The sequence below is a fragment of the Frankia alni ACN14a genome, assembly GCF_000058485.1.
GTDB lineage: Bacteria > Actinomycetota > Actinomycetes > Frankiales > Frankiaceae > Frankia > Frankia alni.
In genome coordinates, this window is the sequence record NC_008278.1 from 6,589,284 (window position 1) to 6,602,398 (window position 13,115).

10 protein-coding genes and 1 pseudogene are annotated in these 13,115 nt (G+C 73.8%); 6 read left to right on the plus strand and 5 right to left on the minus strand.

Going from position 1 to position 13,115, the window contains the following annotated elements; translation table 11 throughout:
* Positions 1 to 25 precede the first annotated feature (25 nt).
* Positions 26 to 1,516, minus strand: coding sequence for a TerD family protein (locus FRAAL_RS26495; protein WP_011607126.1), 1,491 nt, complete (start codon positions 1,514 to 1,516; stop codon positions 26 to 28).
* 133 nt (positions 1,517 to 1,649) lie between these two features.
* Between FRAAL_RS26495 and FRAAL_RS26500 the strand changes: the two genes are divergently transcribed.
* The 4 genes and pseudogenes from FRAAL_RS26500 (at position 1,650) to ctaD (ending at position 6,645) form a co-directional block, all read left to right on the plus strand.
* Entirely contained in the window at positions 1,650 to 2,258 is a 609-nt protein-coding gene (locus FRAAL_RS26500) for a suppressor of fused domain protein (RefSeq protein WP_011607127.1), read from the plus strand.
* 86 nt (positions 2,259 to 2,344) lie between these two features.
* Positions 2,345 to 2,860: pseudogene (locus FRAAL_RS26505) on the plus strand (MaoC family dehydratase); the annotation flags it as partial.
* A gap of 64 nt (positions 2,861 to 2,924) precedes the next feature.
* Positions 2,925 to 4,658 carry an alkaline phosphatase D family protein gene (locus FRAAL_RS26510; RefSeq protein WP_011607129.1) on the plus strand — a complete coding sequence of 578 codons (1,734 nt, stop codon included), beginning with the start codon at positions 2,925 to 2,927 and terminating at the stop codon, positions 4,656 to 4,658.
* Between the two features lie 244 nt (positions 4,659 to 4,902).
* Positions 4,903 to 6,645, plus strand: a complete 1,743-nt coding sequence (gene ctaD / locus FRAAL_RS26515; protein ID WP_011607130.1) for an aa3-type cytochrome oxidase subunit I — start codon at positions 4,903 to 4,905, stop codon at positions 6,643 to 6,645.
* Between the two features lie 132 nt (positions 6,646 to 6,777).
* Here the strand turns inward: ctaD and FRAAL_RS26520 are convergent, their stop codons facing one another.
* From FRAAL_RS26520 to gabT, 3 genes are all read right to left on the minus strand, one after another.
* Positions 6,778 to 7,707 (minus strand): diacylglycerol/lipid kinase family protein, encoded by a 930-nt coding sequence (locus tag FRAAL_RS26520; RefSeq protein ID WP_011607131.1) that lies wholly within the window; start codon positions 7,705 to 7,707, stop codon positions 6,778 to 6,780.
* Positions 7,708 to 7,769: 62 nt separating this feature from the next.
* On the minus strand, positions 7,770 to 8,414 hold the full coding sequence (locus FRAAL_RS26525) for a DUF6758 family protein (protein ID WP_041939822.1): 645 nt from the start codon (positions 8,412 to 8,414) through the stop codon (positions 7,770 to 7,772).
* Between the two features lie 142 nt (positions 8,415 to 8,556).
* Positions 8,557 to 9,933 carry a 4-aminobutyrate--2-oxoglutarate transaminase gene (gabT, locus tag FRAAL_RS26530; protein WP_050997458.1) on the minus strand — a complete coding sequence of 459 codons (1,377 nt, stop codon included), beginning with the start codon at positions 9,931 to 9,933 and terminating at the stop codon, positions 8,557 to 8,559.
* 205 nt (positions 9,934 to 10,138) lie between these two features.
* On the opposite strand from gabT, the gene FRAAL_RS26535 reads away from it, so the two are divergent.
* Both FRAAL_RS26535 and FRAAL_RS26540 read left to right on the plus strand, forming a co-directional pair.
* Positions 10,139 to 11,581, plus strand: a complete 1,443-nt coding sequence (locus FRAAL_RS26535) for an aldehyde dehydrogenase family protein (protein WP_011607134.1) — start codon at positions 10,139 to 10,141, stop codon at positions 11,579 to 11,581.
* A 124-nt stretch (positions 11,582 to 11,705) separates the two neighbouring features.
* Positions 11,706 to 12,572, plus strand: coding sequence for a PHP domain-containing protein (locus FRAAL_RS26540; RefSeq protein WP_041939823.1), 867 nt, complete (start codon positions 11,706 to 11,708; stop codon positions 12,570 to 12,572).
* Positions 12,573 to 12,587: 15 nt separating this feature from the next.
* Here FRAAL_RS26540 and FRAAL_RS26545 read toward each other — a convergent pair whose 3' ends face one another.
* Complete coding sequence (locus FRAAL_RS26545; protein WP_011607136.1) at positions 12,588 to 13,109, minus strand: MarR family winged helix-turn-helix transcriptional regulator; 522 nt, start codon at positions 13,107 to 13,109, stop codon at positions 12,588 to 12,590.
* Positions 13,110 to 13,115 lie beyond the last annotated feature (6 nt).

Here is a 13,115-nt window from a genome sequence, read left to right on the forward strand (position 1 = left end):
GGGCGCCGGTCGGTGCCGACAGCCGTCAGAGGTACTGCTTCGACGGGTTGACCATCGCGCGGACGGTCTTGCCGTCGTGGAACTCGCCGATCGCGGTCATCGCCCAGCTCTGGCCGCCGGCCTCACGCTGTACCCGGCACATCACCAGTCCGGTGGACGGCTTGGACTCGGACAGGTCGAAGCGGACGAGCTCCTGGCCGGTGACGTCGTCGTAGAGCCGGCAGTAGGCATTGCGCACGTCGGTGAACGGCTGCCCCTGGAAGCTGTTCACCGTGAAGATCAGCGTGGTGACGTTCGGGGGCAGGGCGGCAAGATCCACCTGGATCGTCTCGTCGTCGCCGTCGCCACGGCCGGTGAGGTTGTCGCCCGAGTGGCGCACCGCGCCGCGCGCGCCCTTCTTGGACATGAACCACACCTTGTCGACGTCCTTGCCGCGCTCGTCGAACAGGATGCAGGACGCGTCGAGGTCGATCGACCGGCCGCGCTGCGCCGGATCCCAGCCCAGGCCCATCCGCACCCGGGTGAGCGGGGGCGCGCCGGTCTTCACCAGCGACACGCTCTGGCCCTTGGTCAGCGACACCCGGCCCTTGTCCAGGTTGACCCGGCCGCCGGGCTGACCGGGAGCCGGTGGCGGCGGCCCCCACTGCTGGCCGGCGGGCGGCGGGGGCGGACCCCACGGCTGACCGGTGGGCGCGGGCGGCGCGCCGGGCGGACCCCACTGCTGGCCGGGCGGCGGCGGGGCGCCCCACTGCGGCGCCGCGGGCGGCGGACCCCACTGCTGACCGGGCGGCGGCTGCTGACCGGGCGGCGGCTGTGGGGCGCCCCACTGCGGCGCCCCACCGGCCGGAGCCGGCGCGGGCGGGACGGGCGCAGGGCCCCACTGCTGGCCGCCGGGCGGCGGTGCGGGCGGGCCCCACTGCTGCCCGCCGGGCGTGGCCGGCTGCGGGCGGGGTGGGGCGGCCGGCGGCCGGGCCGCGGCCGGCGCCGCAGCGGCGGCCGGCGCGGGACCGGAGGTGCCGGGATCGTCGACGGCGATGCCGAAGTCGGTGGCGATGCCGGCGAGCCCGGAGGCGTAGCCCTGCCCGACCGCGCGGGCCTTCCACGCGCCGGCCCGGCGGTAGAGCTCGACCAGGATCAGCGCGGTCTCGGCACCGAGCCCGGCGGGATCGAACCGGACCAGCTCGGCGCCGCCGCGGGAGTCGCGCACCGAGATACCCAGCCCCCGCACGCCCGCGAAGGTCACCGGGCCGGAGCCGTCCAGGCTGCCCGTGACGACCACCTTGTCGATGTCCGGCGGCACCGCTGCCAGGGTGAACTCCAGCGCCGCCGGTGGCAGCAGCCGCACCCCCGGGCCGGTCGGCTGGTTGAAGAACACGAAGTCGCCGTCGGTGCGCACCTTGCCGGCGGCCGTGACCAGAATCGCGGCGATGTCCAGCGAGATCGACGAGGCGATCTCCACCCGGACGTCGGTGGTGGGCAGCGGCGCGTTGCCGCCCTTCGTCAGCACCTGTCCCATAGCCGCAGCTCCTCCAAGGTCGCACCACGTTGAACGCCCCTGCCCGGTGCGGAGGTTCCCGCAGGCCGACCGGCGGCACGGGCGCTCCCGCCGACCCTACGATCGAACGCATGCGAACTGCGGCACGGGTCCCGTGAGCGACAGCGCCCTGAGTCGATCGGTCGAGGGGCACGTCACGGCGCTGTTCGGCCGGGACACCGGCCGCGCGTCGGTGACCTTCCTCGGTACGGAGCAGCTGGACGTGCTGCGGTTCGGTCCCGACCGCGGCGGCGTCGTCCGGTACCTCACCCTCGGCATGTCCCGGGAGCCGATGACGGCGTCCGACTCCGCCGTGCGCGACCCCGCCGGACCGCGGGCCGAGCTCGTGCTGTCGCTGCGCGGCCACCGCGACAGCGTGCTGCGCCGGCTCGCCGTGCTGGCGGCCGTCCCCGCCGTCGAGGGCCGGCCCGTCGCCCCCGGCGCCGGCCTGGACCTCGGCGAGCCGCTGTGGGACGGCGCGCCGTTCACCGCGGTGCTCGTCGGCGAGCCCGGTGGCCTGATCCCCGACCTGCCGATCGCCGACGCTCTGGACGACCCCGCGTTCGCCGCCGCCGCGCCCGTGCGGTTCCTGCCCGTCCTGCCGATGACCACGAACGAGGCGGCCTTCAAGCGGGTACACGGCCCCGAGGCGCTGCACCAGCGCTGGCTGGCCGCGGGCACCGACCTGCGCGACCCGAACCGCCGCGAGGTCGGCCTCGGCTGAGGCGGACACCCGAGGCGGCGACGCAGCGTTGCAGTTGGCTACCCTCTGCATTCAAGGGTGCGTGTGGCGCGCGCTGCGTCCGGAGGGGGTCTGTCATGCGGTTCGGCCGCTGGTTCGAGGAGTTCGAGGTCGGGGACGTCTACCGGCACTGGCCGGGCAAGACGGTCACCGAGTCCGACGACCACCTGTTCTGCCTGCTGACGATGAACCACCATCCGCTGCACCTGGACAGCCACTACGCCGAGCGGACCACCCAGTTCAAGCGGAACGTGGTGGTCGGCAACTACGTGTACTCCCTGCTGCTGGGCATGTCGGTCCCGGACGTCTCCGGCAGGGCCATCGCGAACCTGGAGGTCGAGTCGCTGCGGCACGTCGCGCCGGTGTTCCACGGCGACACGATCTACGGCGAGTCCACCGTGCTCGACAAGGTCCCCTCCCGCAGCCGCGACGACCGGGGCGTCGTCACCGTGGAGACCCGGGGCAACAACCAGGACGGCACGCTGGTCTGCGTCTACCGGCGCAAGGTGCTGGTGGCGACGCGGGCCTACGGCGAGGCGCACGGCGGCGAGCAGCCCGGCCGCCCCGAGCCCGCCCGCACCTGACCCGCGGGCCGGGTGCGGATCCGGCCCTTCTCCGCTGGTCCCGACGCACTACTCTCATGACGTTGTGACCGGTGATGCCACGGCGGGCCCCTCTCGTCCCCTTCGATCTCTGTTCGCCGGCGCCGCGTCCACCCCCCAGGGTCGCCCGCACCGGCGGGCGGTCCTGCTCGGTGGGCTGGGGCTCGGGGGCGCGGCGGCGGCCGCGGTGGGGCTGGCGGCGTGCGGCGGCTCGGGCGGCCCGACGCCGATCCCGGGGCCGACGCTGCGCGCGCCGACCCCCGTCCCAGGGGTGACCGACGGGGTGTTCGCCCTGGGGGTGGCCAGCGGCGACCCGCTGCCCGACGGCGTCATCCTGTGGACCCGGCTGGCGCCGCGCCCGAGCGAGGGCGGCGGGATGCCCTCACGCGACGTCCCGGTCGACTGGCAGATCGCCGCCGACGAGAACTTCCGTTCGGTGGTACGCGCCGGCACGCAGACCGCGCAGGCGGCGTTCGCCCACTCGGTGCACGTCGACGTCCGCGGTCTGGAGCCGGGACGCGAGTACTTCTACCGTTTCCGGGCCGGCACCGTGCTCAGCCCCGTCGGCCGCACCAGGACCGCCGCCGCCCCGCAGGCCGACGCGGCCGCGGCCGGGGGCGCGCTGACCCTGGCGCTGGCCTCCTGCCAGGACTTCCAGAACGGTTACTGGCCGGCCTTCGACGCCATCGCCGCGGACGCGCCGGACCTCGTCGTGCACGTCGGCGACTACATCTACGAGTACGACCCGGACAGCCGGTTCCCGGACCGCGTGCACACCACCCCCCAGCAGCCCGGACTCGACCAGCTCCAGACGCTGGCGGACTATCGCAACCGCTACGGCCAGTACAAGGCGGACCCGGCCCTGCAGGCGGCCCACCACGCCGCGCCCTGGGTCGTCACCTGGGACGACCACGAGGTCGAGAACAACTACGCGGGGCTCGTCGACGAGGCCGGCGACTCCGGCGACCGCCATCAGGACCCGGCCGTCTTCGCCCGCCAGCGGGCCGCCGCCTACCAGGCGTACTACGAGCACATGCCGATCCGGGTCGAACTCAACCCGGGCTCCCCCGACCTGCGCATCTACCGCCGCCTCGCCTTCGGCGGCCTGCTGACGCTCAACGTCATGGACACCCGCCAGTACCGGACCCCGGTGCCGGGCAACTCGCCGGAGGCCGTCGGCCCGGCCGCGCTCGGCGCCGGCAACATCGGCGGCACGATGGCCGGGGCCGCCCAGGAACGCTGGCTGCGCGCGGGGCTCGACGCCTCCCGGACCCGCTGGAACGTGATCGCGCAGCAGACGATGATGGCCCAGCTCGACGGCCAGCTTCCCGTCGGGTCCGGGAGCATGCTGACCAACCTCGACCAGAACGACGGTTACCGCCCCTACCGCCGACGGCTGCTGTCCGGGGTGCGCGACAGCCGGGCGCGCAATCCGGTGGTGCTCTCCGGGGACCTCCACTGCGCCTGGGTGAACGACCTGCGCGTCGACTTCGACCGACCGGAGACCCCCGCGGTCGCGACCGAGTTCGTCTGCACCTCGATCAGCTCGGCCTTCTTCCTCATCAACGACGACTTCGTCCGGGAGAACAACGCCCGCCTCAACCCGCACGTCCGCTACTTCCGCGGTGATCGCCGGGGGTACACCCGGATCCGGGTGACGCCGACGGAATGGCGCGCGGACATGCGGGTCGTCGCCGACCTCTCCCGGCGGGACTCGCCGGTCACCACCGACGCCACCTGGGTCGTCGAGGACGGCGTCCCCGGCGCCCGACCCGCCTGAGCGCAACCCGTCAAACTCCGCGAATCCCCCAATCGCCCGGCGGGGCATCGCGAAACATATCGAAGAAAACTCGACCAGCGTCCAACCGGAATCCCTCCCGGCACGTTAGGCTGCCGCCGGCCGACCACCGCCGGCCGCGGTCGCCTGCGGCGTCGGTGCGGATCGTCGGCCGCCGCCCGCCCACCGCGGGCCACTCGCGGGCCACCCGCGGGCCGCGCGGACGACGAGGAACCGGGAGTCGAGCGTGACGATTCTGGAGGAACCGCGGGAACCAGCGGCACCCGCTCGGCCCGACCCGCAGGACGTCGTCGCGGCGCACTCCAGACCACGCACGAACGTGCTCGGCTACCTGCGGACGACGTCCCACAAGGACATCGCCGTGATGTACTTCGTCACCGCGTTCGGTTTCTTCCTGTTCGCCGGGATCCTGGCCGTCATGATGCGGGCGGAGCTCGCCCGGCCGGGCCTGCAGTACTTCTCCAACGAGCAGTACAACCAGTTGTTCACGATCCACGGAACAATCATGCTGCTGCTGTTCGCGACGCCGTTGGCGTTCGCGTTCGCCAACCTCCTGGTGCCGTTGCAGATCGGCTCCCCCGACGTGGCGTTCCCCCGGTTGAACTCGCTGTCGTACTGGTTCTTCCTGTTCGGCGGGCTGACCGTCATCGCCGGGTTCCTCACCCCCGACGGCGCCGCCGACTTCGGCTGGTTCGCCTACTCCCCGCTCAACAGCAGGGCCTACTCGCCCACCACCGGCGGCGACCTGTGGGTCATGGGCCTGGTGGTGTCCGGGCTCGGCACCATCCTGGGCGCGGTCAACATGATCACCACGATCCTGACGCTGCGCGCACCCGGGATGACGATGTTCCGGCTGCCCATCTTCTGCTGGACGTTCCTGGTGACGTCGATCCTGGTGATCGTCGCCTTCCCGGTGCTGGCCGCGCAGTTGTTGTCGCTGGAGGCGGACCGCCGGTTCGGCGCGCACGTGTTCGACGCGGCGAACGGCGGCGCGATCCTGTGGCAGCACCTTTTCTGGTACTTCGGCCATCCCGAGGTCTACATCATCGCCCTGCCGTTCTTCGGCATCATCAGTGAGATTCTGCCGGTCTTCTCCCGAAAGCCCCTGTTCGGCTACAAGGGGCTGGTCTTCGCCACGATCGGGATCGGTGTGCTGTCGCTCACGGTGTGGGCTCACCACATGTTCGTCACCGGCGCGGTACTGCTGCCGTTCTTCGCGCTGCTGTCGTTTCTCATCGCGGTGCCGACCGGCATCAAGTTCTTCAACTGGATCGGCACGATGTGGCGTGGGCAGCTCACCTTCGAGACGCCGATGCTGTTCGCGCTCGGCTTCCTGGTGACGTTCCTGTTCGGCGGACTGACCGGGGTGATGCTGGCCAGCCCGCCGATCGACTTCCATGTCAGCGACAGCTACTTCGTCGTCGCCCACTTCCACTACGTCGTGTTCGGCACCGTCGTCTTCGCCGCGTTCGGCGGCACCTACTTCTGGTTCCCGAAGGTCAGCGGCCGGATGATGAACGACCGGCTGGGCAAGGTCCATTTCTGGACCATGTTCTTCGGCTTCCACACCACGTTCCTGGTGCAGCACTGGCTCGGCGTGCGCGGCATGCCGCGGCGCTACGCCGACTACGGTCCGACCGACGGTTTCACCACCCTGAACACGGTTTCGACGGCCGGCGCGTTCCTGCTGGCCATGTCCACGCTGCCGCTCATCTACAACCTGTGGCACTCCTACCGGCACGGCGCCCTCGCCACCGTCGACGACCCCTGGGGGTACGGCAACTCGCTGGAATGGGCGACGTCCTGCCCGCCGCCGCGGCACAACTTCCGGAGGCTGCCCCGGATCCGCTCCGAGCGGCCCGCCTTCGACCTGCACTACCCGCAGGTCAGCGGCCTCGTCGACTACCACTCGACGCCGGAGATCGCCGACGCCGACGCCGACACCCAGCCCGCCCGGCGGGCGGACTGACCGCGCCCTGATCTCTGCCTCTGCAGCTGCCGCTGCCGCTGCCGCCCGGAACGGTCACGGCGCGAGGACCACACTGCGGTGCGGTGCGCACGGTCTGCGGCTTCAGACCGTGCAGAACGCACCGCAGGCGGATCATGATCGACGGGGCGGGACGAGCAGGCGCAGCGCGTCCGGGCGGACGACGATCTCGGCCGGCAGGTCGGCCAGCGGGTCGCCGTCGGCGTACACCGCGAACGGCCGGTCGGCGCCGATGTGCAGCCGCTTCCCCCGCAGCACCCGCACGTGGCGGGTGTGGACGTGCCGGCCGGTGAAGACCCGCGGGAACAGCGCCAGGAACGTCAGCCGGGACGTCCGCGAGATCAGCACGATGTCGAGCAGCCCGTCGGCGAGGTCGGCGTCGGGGGCGAAGCGCATCCCGCCGCCGTAGTAGGCCGCGTTGGCCGCGGCCACCGTCCAGCCGTGCAGCACCTCGGGCGGACCGTCGTCGATCGCCACCGTGAACCGCGCCGGCCGCCAGGCCGCCACCGCCCGCAGCGCCGCGTAGGTGTAGACGTGCCGCCCGCGCAGCAGGCGCGTCCGATTGGCGATGACCTGCACGTCGGAGTCGAATCCGACGCTGGCGATCCCCAGGTACGGCCGGCCGCCGACCTCGGGCAGGTCCACCCGCCGCTCCTGGAACCCGGCGAGCTCGGCGGCGACGCGGCGGGGGTCGGCGGACAGGCCCAGCCCGCGGGCGAAGTCGTTGCCGCGGCCGCCGGGCAGCACGGCGAGCAGCCCACCCGCCCGCGCCACCGCCCCGGCGACCGCCCCGGCGAGGCCGTCCCCCCCGAGCGCCGCCACCACCCGTCCCTGCGCGGTGGCCTCGGCGGCGAGCCGACCGGCGTGCGCGAGGTCGCGGGTGGGGGCGACGCGCACGTCAGCAGCCCACCGGTCGAGCTCGGTGCGGACGCCGTCGAGCAGGCGCAGCGCCCGCCCGCGCCCCGCGCTCGGATTGACGATCACGGTGACCAGCCGCCGGTCGACCGCCGCGGCGGTCGGCGCCGGGAACGACGGTTGCGTCATGCTGCCCGAGTCCCTTCGCCGGCCGATCCGATCGGATCAGCCTACGGCCGCGGGAACCTCACTCACCGGACCGAGGACGGCGCGACGGTGAGATGCTCGCTGACAGCGCCGAAGAACGACCGTTCACCGATTTCGGGGGCGTCCCGCACATCGCGAAGCACCAGGTGCTCCAGCAGGATCAGCGCCGCGTCCGCCGGCCAGAGCACCAGCCACAGCCACACCCCGCGGGCCTCCCCGACGAAGGCGGCCCGGTCCGGCGGGACGGCCAGCGGCCACATCGCGGTGGGATGCCCCGCGGCCTCGACCTTGGCCTCGGGCACGCCCGGCAGCGCCTGCGGGTCGAGGCCGGTGATGCCGGCCAGCCGGGCGCCGAGGCCCACCCCGGGTGCCTCGGCGACGAGGATCATCTCCGCCGGGCCGCCCAGCGGGCAGGGGCCGGCGAGGGCGAGCGCGCTGGCCCGCGGTCCGGTGCGCTCGTCGCCGGCCCAGCCGACTCCGCTGACGTACCAGTGCACCGGCATGGGCTCGGGCAGCCACACGGGCACGGTGGAGGACGTGGCCAGGGCGTGCAACGCCTGCTCGCGGGAGAAGACGGCCGTCCGGTACGGGCTCACCTCCCCGTGCTCGTCGCAGCGGTACTGGCTGCTCCACAGGTCGGGTGGGCGGAGCGGGCCGAGACAACGAGGGCAGGCGGCAGCAATGCTCACCGGGCGCCTCCTGGCGTAGGTGGAGGGGGCCGCCGGACCTCGGCGGTTCCGATACCGCTGTTCCCGTCCTGTACCACGAGCAACCGCCCCACCAGCACAGATGTGCCGAACCGCCGGGCAGGTACGCCGAACCGCCGGGCAGTCAGCGGGCGGCGGTGACCTCGGCGAAGGCCTCGTCGAGGACGTCGAGACCGGCGAGCAACAGCGCAGGGTCCATGACCAGCGGCGGCAGCAGCCGCAGGACGTTGCCCCAGGTGCCGGCGGTGAGCACGATCAGGCCGCGGCGGTGGCAGGCCGCCGCGACGGCGCCGGTCAGCTCCCTGTCCGGGCGGGTGTCGCCCCCGCCGCGGACGAGTTCCAGGGCGAGCATCGCACCTCGCCCGCGGACGTCCCCGATCACGTCGTACCGCGCCGCCAGGGCGCGCAGCCGGGGCAGCGCGAGCTCGCCGATGCGCCGCGCGCGGGCGGCGAGGTCCGCGGACTCGATGAACCCGATGGCCGCGAGTGCCGCCGCGCAGGCCGCCGGGTTGCCGCCGTACGTGCCGCCGAGCCCGCCGACCTGCGGGGCGTCCATGATCTCGGCCCGTCCGGTGACGGCCGCCAGCGGCATCCCGCCGGCGATGCCCTTCGCGGTGGTGATGAGGTCCGGCACGACGCCCTCGTCCTCGCAGGCGAACATCGTGCCGGTGCGGGCGAAGCCGGTCTGGATCTCGTCGGCGACGAACAGGATGCCGGCGTCCGCGCAGAACTCGGCGAGGCGGGGCAGGAAGCCGCGGCCGGGGACGATGAACCCGCCCTCGCCCTGGATCGGCTCGATGACCAGCGCGGCCACCTCGCCCGCGCCGATCTCGTCCCGGACGAGTTCGATCACCCGCGCCGCCGCCTGCTCGCCGCAGTGCTCCCGACCGGTCGGCCAGCGGTAGGGGTAGGCCAGCGGCACCCGGTACACCTCGGGGGCGAAGGGCCCGAAACCGGCCTTGTAGGGCGCCGACTTCGCCGTCATCGCCAGCGTCAGGTTCGTCCGCCCGTGGTAGGCGTGCTCGAAGACGACGATCGCGGCGCGCCCGGTCGCCGAGCGGGCGATCTTGACGGCGTTCTCGACGGCCTCCGCCCCGGAGTTGAACAGCGCCGAGCGCTTGTCGTGGTCGCCCGGGGTCAGCCGGTTCAGGGCCTCGCAGACCGCGACGTACCCCTCGTAGGGGGTGATCATGAAGCAGGTGTGGGTGAACCGGCCGACCTGCTCGCGCACCGCGGCGACCACGCCGTCCGCGGCGTTGCCGACGCTGACCACGGCGATCCCCGAGCCGAAGTCGATCAGCGAGTTGCCGTCGACGTCGACGACGACCCCGCCGCCGGCCGCGTGCACGTACACGGGCAGGGTCTCGCCGACTCCGCGGGCCACCGCGCCGGCCCGGCGGGCGGCCAGCGCGCGCGAGCGGGGCCCGGGGATCTCGGTGACGAGGCGGCGGATCTGGGGCAGCCCCGGCCCGCCGCGGGCCGGCACGTTCGGAGGGTTCATCTCATCGGCTCCCGCCTGCTCGCCGGCCGCTGTCCACCAGGGCATCGTCCCCCGCCCACGGGCTCGGGGCCGGCCTGTCCGCCCAGCTCAGCGCCGCTTCATGGGGTGGCATGCGCCGATGGCCCGGTGGGGCGCGTTGGAACCGCCGGGGCGCCGACGATGCGCCTAGGATGGCGGCTGATGGCGACGACATGGGCGGAGCGCAATGGCTGACGTCACCTCGTTCTGGCTGGCGGGCAACCGCGCCGAGGGGGCCACGACCATCGACGTTCGCCACCCCTTCGACGACGGCCTCGTGGCCACCGTGGCGCAGCCCGACGCCGACCAGGTCGAGCGCGCCGTCGCGGCCGCCGCCGAGGTGTCCCCGCGGTTCTCGGCGCTGCCGGCGCACGTGCGCGCCTCGGCGCTGGCGCACGTGTCCAGGGAGATCGCGCGGCGCGGCGACGAGCTCGCCCGCCTCATCACCGCGGAGAGCGGCAAGCCGCTGACCTGGGCTCGGGCCGAGGTGGCCCGGGCGAGCTCGACGTTTCGCTGGGGCGCGGAGGAGGCCCGTCGCTTCACCGGCGAGCTGACCCGGCTGGACACGGACCCGACCGGGGAGGGGCGCCTGGCGCTGAGCCGGCGCTTCCCGCGCGGGCCCGTGCTGGGGATCACCCCGTTCAACTTCCCGCTGAACCTGGTGGCGCACAAGGTCGCACCGGCGCTGGCGGTCGGCGCCCCGATCATCGTCAAGCCCGCCCCCCGCACACCGCTGTCCGCACTGTTCCTCGGCGATCTGCTCGCCGAGACCGACCTGCCCGAGGGGTCCTGGTCGGTCCTGCCCGTCCCGAACAGCGAGGTCACCGGGCTCGTCACGGACCCGCGCCTGCCGGTGGTGTCCTTCACCGGCTCCGGCCCGGTCGGCTGGTCGATCCGCGACGCGGTGCCCCGCAAGCACGTGGTGCTCGAACTCGGCGGCAACGGCGCCGTGCTGGTCGCGGCCGACTACGCGGCGCCCGGCGACCTCGCCCGGGCGGCCGGGCGCATCGCCCTGTTCGCCAACTACCAGGCCGGCCAGTCCTGCATCGCCGTGCAGCGCGTCTATGCCGACCGGTCCGTCCACGACGAGCTGCTGCGCGAGATCGTGACCGCGGTGCGAGCGCTGCGCGGCGGCGACCCGACCGATCCGGCCACCGACGTGGGCCCGCTCATCGACGAGGCCGCGGCGCGCCGGGTCGAACAGTGGATCGCCGAGGCCGTCGCCGCCGGCGGGACGCTCGTCTGCGGCGGATCGCGCACCGGTGCGTCCATCGCGCCGACGGTGCTCACCGACGTCCCCGCCGATGCCCGGGTCGTGCGCGAGGAGGTCTTCGGACCGGTCGTCGTCGTGGCCGCGGTGGACGGCCTGGACGAGGGCCTCGCCCGGGTCAACGACAGCGAGTTCGGTCTGCAGACCGGCGTGTTCACCCACGACCTGGCCACCGCGTTCCGCGCCCACCGCGAGCTCGCCGTCGGCGGGGTCGTCATCGGTGACGTCCCCTCCTACCGCGCCGACCAGATGCCCTACGGCGGCACGAAGGGGTCCGGCATCGGCCGGGAGGGCGTCCGCGCGGCCATGACCGACCTCACCGAGGAGCGCGTCCTGGTCCTCACCGGCCTCGATCTCTAGCCTCCCGAACCGCCGAACCGCCGAGTCGCCGAGTCGAACCGCCGAGCGACCGCGATGCTCGGCCGGCCCGCGACGCGGTCCCGACTCGGTGCGGCCGGCGGGGACGAGCTGCCAGCATGGGCGAATGACCATCGACCTGCACACCCACTCCACCGCGTCGGACGGCCTGGTCTCACCGGAGGATCTCGTCCGGCTCGCCGCCGAGTCGGGTCTGTCGGTCATCGCGCTGACCGACCACGACACCACCGCCGGCCTCGGGCGCGCCGCCGCGGCGCTGCCCGGCGGCCTCACCCTGGTACCGGGCGCCGAGATCTCCTGCTCCGTCGACGTGCCCGGCGGGTCGATCTCCCTGCACGTGTTGGCCTACCTGTTCGACGCGGCCGAACCCGCCTTCGCCGCGGTCCGCGCCCGGGTCCGCGAGCATCGGGCCGTCCGCGCCCGCCGGATGGCCGACCGGTTGGCCGCCGACGGGCACCCGATCCGCTGGGAGCGGGTGGCGGAACTCGCCGCCGGGACGGTTGGCCGCCCGCACGTCGCCGCGGCGATGGTCGAGGCCGGGCTGGTGCCGACGGTGGCGGCGGCCTTCACCCGCGACTGGATCGGCACCGGCGGGCCGTACTGGGTCGGCAAGGAGCAGCCGGACGTCTGGCAGACCCTGCGGCTGATCCGCGACGCGGGCGGGGTCAGCGTGTTCGCGCACCCGTTCGCCAGCCGACGCGGGGTGACGGTCGGGCCCGACGTGATCGAGCAGATGGCCCGGGCGGGGCTCGGCGGGGTCGAGGTCGACCATCCCGACCATGACGCCGACGAACGGCGCCGGCTGCGCGGACTCGCCGCCGACCTCGACCTGATCGTGACGGGATCGAGCGACTTCCACGGCAGCAGCAAGCCGCAGGGCCTCGCCGCCGAGACGACCAGCCGCGCGTCGTACGAGCGACTGCTCGCCGCCGCCACCGGCGCCGCACCGCTCCAGGGCCCGGCCTCGACCTGACCACCGGGGCCGAGCTCACACCCCCTTGCCGCACCCCCGGCCACCGGTGTCGGAGCCGCGGCCCGGGCTGAGCCGCCCGAGCAGCTCGGCGAGCTGCTCCTGTTCCGCCCGGCTGAAGTGGGACAGCACGTGCCGTCCCACCCCCTTCAGGTGGGTGCCGGAGGCGGCCCGAAGCCGGTCGAGACCCTGCGGCGTCAGGGTGGCGAGCGTGCCCCGGGCGTCGGAGGGACAGGATCGCCGGGTGACCAGCCCCTCGCGCTCCAGCCGGTCGACGAGCCGGGTCAGCCCACTGCGGGACAGCAGCACCGCCTGCGCCAGCTCGCTCATCCGCAGCTCGCGGTTCGGCGCCTCGGCGAGCTGGACGAGCACGTCGTAGGAGGCCAACGGCAGGTGATGGATGGCTTCCAGCTCCGCCTCGAGCACCCTGGTGACATGCGCGTGCGCCTGCAGCAGCCCCCGCCAGGCTCGCATGCCGCGCTCGTCGACCCAGTCCGCGTCGGTCTCGGAGCTGGCGCCGATCACCTCTTCGACTGCCATCGCGTC

Excerpts from the sequence above, each read along its gene's own strand:
- FRAAL_RS26495 (WP_011607126.1), bottom strand. The coding sequence starts at position 1,516 with ATGGGACAGGTGCTGACGAAGGGCGGCAACGCGCCGCTGCCCACCACC.
- FRAAL_RS26520 (WP_011607131.1), bottom strand. The coding sequence starts at position 7,707 with ATGACGCAACCGTCGTTCCCGGCGCCGACCGCCGCGGCGGTCGACCGG.
- gabT (WP_050997458.1), bottom strand. The coding sequence starts at position 9,933 with ATGAACCCTCCGAACGTGCCGGCCCGCGGCGGGCCGGGGCTGCCCCAG.
- FRAAL_RS26535 (WP_011607134.1), top strand. The coding sequence starts at position 10,139 with ATGGCTGACGTCACCTCGTTCTGGCTGGCGGGCAACCGCGCCGAGGGG.
- FRAAL_RS26540 (WP_041939823.1), top strand. The coding sequence starts at position 11,706 with ATGACCATCGACCTGCACACCCACTCCACCGCGTCGGACGGCCTGGTC.
- FRAAL_RS26545 (WP_011607136.1), bottom strand. The coding sequence starts at position 13,109 with ATGGCAGTCGAAGAGGTGATCGGCGCCAGCTCCGAGACCGACGCGGAC.